This is a genomic window from Veillonella caviae, from assembly GCF_003992125.1.
Taxonomy (GTDB): Bacteria; Bacillota; Negativicutes; order Veillonellales; family Veillonellaceae; genus Veillonella; species Veillonella caviae.
Genome location: NZ_RQUY01000039.1, coordinates 1 through 3,886 on the forward strand (window position 1 = coordinate 1; position 3,886 = coordinate 3,886).

The 3,886-nt window shown below is 40.2% G+C and carries 3 protein-coding genes and 1 rRNA gene; all 4 read right to left on the reverse strand.

What is annotated here, in order from left to right; all coding sequences use genetic code 11:
* Positions 1-143: 143 nt before the first annotated feature.
* Positions 144-1,463, reverse strand: coding sequence for a pyridoxal phosphate-dependent aminotransferase (locus tag EO120_RS08985; RefSeq protein ID WP_127135133.1), 1,320 nt, complete (start codon positions 1,461-1,463; stop codon positions 144-146).
* Between the two features lie 349 nt (positions 1,464-1,812).
* Positions 1,813-2,865 carry a M48 family metallopeptidase gene (locus EO120_RS08990; RefSeq protein WP_241234934.1) on the reverse strand — a complete coding sequence of 351 codons (1,053 nt, stop codon included), beginning with the start codon at positions 2,863-2,865 and terminating at the stop codon, positions 1,813-1,815.
* Between the two features lie 110 nt (positions 2,866-2,975).
* A complete protein-coding gene (locus tag EO120_RS08995; RefSeq protein WP_127135135.1) occupies positions 2,976-3,338 on the reverse strand; it encodes a CGGC domain-containing protein in 363 nt (120 codons plus the stop codon).
* Positions 3,339-3,799: 461 nt separating this feature from the next.
* A 5S ribosomal RNA gene (gene rrf, locus EO120_RS09000) occupies positions 3,800-3,886 on the reverse strand; the annotation flags it as partial.

A 3,886-nucleotide genomic window follows, 5' to 3' on the forward strand; every position in this document is an offset into this window, starting at 1 on the left:
TGGAATGAGCTACATATGTCTACAAATTTTCCAACTTATTGGGATTAGTCACACACACTTTTTGTCCTATAACCCACAAAAGGCATCGATTAACATTACATCGATGCCTTTATACATTTTATAATTTGTATTACTTGTAAAAGTTAATCCCGCTGTGCCTCATAGGCTCTAAATAATTTAGATAGTAATACAGGGGCTAGTTTTAATAAGTTTGGTGTTTCACAGAAAGATACACGCAACTGCGTTTTCCCTGGGTTATTATCCTTATCCGCACCGCTATAGAAACCATTTAATGGCGCCATAAGTAATGTGTAGTCATTACCATCATCTAATGTAACGCGACCGTGCTCAGCACACCATGCGGCAAATTCTACGCCATCAAATCCTGGTTTTGCTACATTGCGCACATCGATAACAAAATAAATGGACGCTTCTGGTTTAGAAATAATAAAATCTGGTTCAACGTCTTTAAAACCTTTGTGCAAATCAAAAATCATTTGACGATAATAATCCCGCTGTTGTTCATACCATCCATGAAGTTCTGCATAAGATTCATGTGCTAAAGCACCAAAAATATATTGTCCCAATGTATTCGCACTGAGGTTTGCAGTATATTCAGCAACGGATTTTTCATAGCACAACGTGTTATCTGTAATGATAGCACCAATGCGAAGACCGCAAGCATTCCATACCTTAGATGCCGTTTCTAAGCTAATACGGCGACCTTCAATCCCCGGTACGTCCTTATTAGTTAAAGCCCAGATACTCGATGTTTCCTTCCCTTTTTCATAAGCTAATTCACGGTATGCTTCATCAGAAATAATCCATAAATTATGCTTTACACACAAAGTGGCATACTCAATCAATGTTTCTTTACTAAACAATTGGCCTGTAGGATTATCATAAGGAATGATGAGCAGCGCACCTGGTTTCGTTTCGATAATCCGTTGTTCCACTGTTTCCACAGAAGGTAATTCAAATTCGCCACGCTCATTCAAACGTCTTTCAACAGTTACTGTTTTACGACCAATGCGATGACCTACAGCATCATAGTTCGTATAGGAAGGGTTGAACATCAACAATGGGCGTTCTTCTTCCCCTGCACCACCGCATACGCCAAGCATGATGATTTCCATAGCCATAGACGCACCATCGGTAACGAGCACATCGAGACCTGTTGTATCAAAACCTTGACTGCGTAAAATATGTAAAAATGCTTCTCTACATTCATCAGTACCTGTGGTTGGTACATACGGTACTATACCAGAATGAAACGGACTATTGGCACTGCCTAAATTAAAAAGGCGACGCTGCATGGCGGGATGCATAGGGCGCATTACATTACCAATAGAACCATTCACCAAAATTGGTGGGTTCTCCCGTTCTAAAAATTTAATTTGTCCCATGCGAATCCCAGATGGCTTGCGAGCCATCATATAAGGGGATAAAACCGGTTGTTCCATACAGAATCAAACTCCTCTAATATAGAACCTCCTGCAAGCAGGAGGTATACATACAAATATGAACCTAACTATTCACAAAATGTTAGCCTTTAAGGGAAAGCCCATTTTGACAAAACAGCTAGCTTTAGGCTAACATACATACCTAATGGTTCGTGAAAATAGGTGTATATACTATATTATAGTAGTTTAAAGCAATAAAATCTATTACTTTTTCAAATAAAATTAGAGTAATGACTTATAAACTCAAAAAGTAACACTAATCCTTATGACTGTTTACATAAAATTAAATTTCACATTTGTAAACCATAAAGATAATACTCATACTAATACTGATATTAATAACCAATCATTATTTCTTTTTACTAGATTTAGATGGTTTTCCCTTAGCTGTATCTGTAGCTTTCACAAAAGCATTATTCAAATTCGTCGCCACCATGAGGGCCACGTCAGCATTTGGTGTGGTCACAATAGATTGACCAGCTACGATGACAGTACCATCGCTATAGGAAGCACTACCTGGTTTCACTTGCCCATTATGGTACAAACGTGCCAATTTGCCCGCCATGTAATAGGCCCGCTCTTCACCGGTGTATCGACCAGAGCTCGCCGGCGTATAAATATTGCTACCATTAACATATACGGTACCATTATCCACATTGACATGATTACCAGAATAAGTATACATGCGCTCAATATTGTCGCGAACACGATTGCTCGTTTTCGGATGATTATTAGGACTAAACACTTGGTTCAGCCCTTCTCGGTACAAATCACCGTATTTATTGCGTAATACAGCCATCGATCCTGCTGCACCACCTACATTATAAGGAGATTCGCTGAGAATTTTAAAACCTAATTCATCTGCTTTTTTCTCTTGGCTCATAGTAAATACTTGGTTTTGCATATAATTGCCTGCCACATTTGAAAGCAAAGCCGCACCTCCACCATTACCAGCAGCGAGACCAATAGCAGTAGAAAGGCCAACTTGTTTTTTCACACCGTTCACAATGTCCTTATACTCACCGTGAGCAATTTCATGAGCCATAACATATGCTAATTGGTCATCATCTAATAAATCGAGGGTTCCTTTATTGACGGACATAACTCGACCTACCGTAGCAAAGGCGTTAAAATCCTCACTAGGATTAGCGTACACCACGTAAGAACGTTTCACACTAGGCGATGCCTCTAAAGCTTTCATAATACGCTCTACCCTCGCCTGTGCTGCACTATCCTCTAAATATCCAGTCTGTTCCTTAGCACGTGCCAAGCTTTGTGCCTGTCCTTCTGCAGAATTATCCATTTTATTGAAAGCAGTAGACACATAGGCCATAGCAATAGCTCCATTAGCCAATGTATCAAGACCTCCTGCCTGAGCGGGCACACATATCGCTGCAGACATATAAAGCCCGCCCAATAAGGATCCCATTATGATATTACATGTATTCCTCATAGTAACGACCTCAACTTTCACAATAAATACATGAACTATATACTGGAAATAGTATAGAATTAATCATGTTCAGACCGAGCCTCAAGAACGATAGCTACTTTACCCTCCTTAGATACCGCACCCCCATGGGTGTATCCTACTACATCAAATTCCTCAGCACAACGTTCAGCAATAGATTCATATTGATCATTTTTACCACGTGTACAGGTGGATAGATGAATAGTGGTAACCCCATTCTTTTTGAAAGATGCCAATTTCTTTTCTAAATCGCCACCGCTGTGAGTAAAACCGAATAACTCGATATCTTCATCACCATAACGCTCAAAAGAATCAGCTTTATTCATAAACGCCTTGAGACAACCACCACAAGAACAACGCTGCATAGTGTCTTCGTTGACAAGGACTGCTATTTTTTTAGACATAGGACCTCCTAATAATATATTGTGCACAATTTATTATATCATATAACTATCCATACCTTAACATCAAAATTACCTATCTATACAATCCAATATAACATCATAAGATTGACTATATTGATAAATGGAAAATATTCGATATAATAAATCCCTGCGCTCCTCTGCCATCTCGCACCCTACCTTTCCCAGGAGACCTGGTCGGATAGGAAATCGTACATATATAAAAAAGACACACCCTCAGGTGTGTCTTTTGCTTAATCAGCGACTTCCTATCACTCGTCGCTGTGGATTTTCCATTGCCGCTACGCAGCTCGGAAAATCTTACGCTCCGATGAAGGTGATGTGCGGACTTCATGCGTCGCTACGCTCCTCTGCCGTCTCGCACCCTACCTTTCCCAGGCAACCTGGTCGGATAGGAAATCATACATATAAAAAAGACACACCCTCAGGTGTGTCTTTTGCTTAATCAGCGACTTCCTATCCTCCCAGGCCGTCTCCAGCCAAGTACTTTCGGCGTTTATGAGCTTAACTACTGTGTTCGAGATGGGAAC

Bases quoted from the DNA above. Each gene is read 5' to 3' on its own strand.
- EO120_RS08995 (WP_127135135.1), bottom strand. From the start codon at position 3,338: ATGTCTAAAAAAATAGCAGTCCTTGTCAACGAAGACACTATGCAGCGT.
- EO120_RS08990 (WP_241234934.1), bottom strand. From the start codon at position 2,865: ATGTCTGCAGCGATATGTGTGCCCGCTCAGGCAGGAGGTCTTGATACA.
- EO120_RS08985 (WP_127135133.1), bottom strand. From the start codon at position 1,463: ATGGAACAACCGGTTTTATCCCCTTATATGATGGCTCGCAAGCCATCT.